Origin of the sequence: Pseudomonas sp. 65/3-MNA-CIBAN-0223 (assembly GCF_040310425.1) — a bacterium.
GTDB lineage: Bacteria > Pseudomonadota > Gammaproteobacteria > Pseudomonadales > Pseudomonadaceae > Aquipseudomonas > Aquipseudomonas gregormendelii.
The window spans coordinates 1-239 of record NZ_JBEOPV010000329.1 but is presented as its reverse complement, the minus strand read 5'-3'; the positions used below and the strand labels follow the sequence as shown (position 1 = coordinate 239).

Annotated in this window: 1 protein-coding gene; it reads left to right on the top strand. The window is 58.2% G+C overall.

Annotated features, from left to right (window positions below; all coding sequences use genetic code 11):
• Positions 1-239: DUF808 family protein (locus tag AAEZ09_RS29080; protein WP_350601784.1), on the top strand; the 239-nt coding region annotated here is incomplete at both ends.

The window sequence follows — 239 nt, the reverse complement described above, 5'->3', positions numbered from 1 at the left end:
CTGGGCGGTGATACCGTTATTGATGCTCGGCGGTGCCTACCTGTGTTTCGAGGGCTTTGAAAAACTCGCGCACAAATTCCTGCACAGCAAGGCTGAAGACCAGGCCGAACACGCGCAGTTGGCTGAAGCGGTGGCCGACCCGGCAACCGATCTGGTGGCGTTCGAGAAAGACAAGATCAAGGGCGCGATCCGTACCGACTTTATTCTCTCCGCCGAGATCATCGCCATCACCCTCGGCA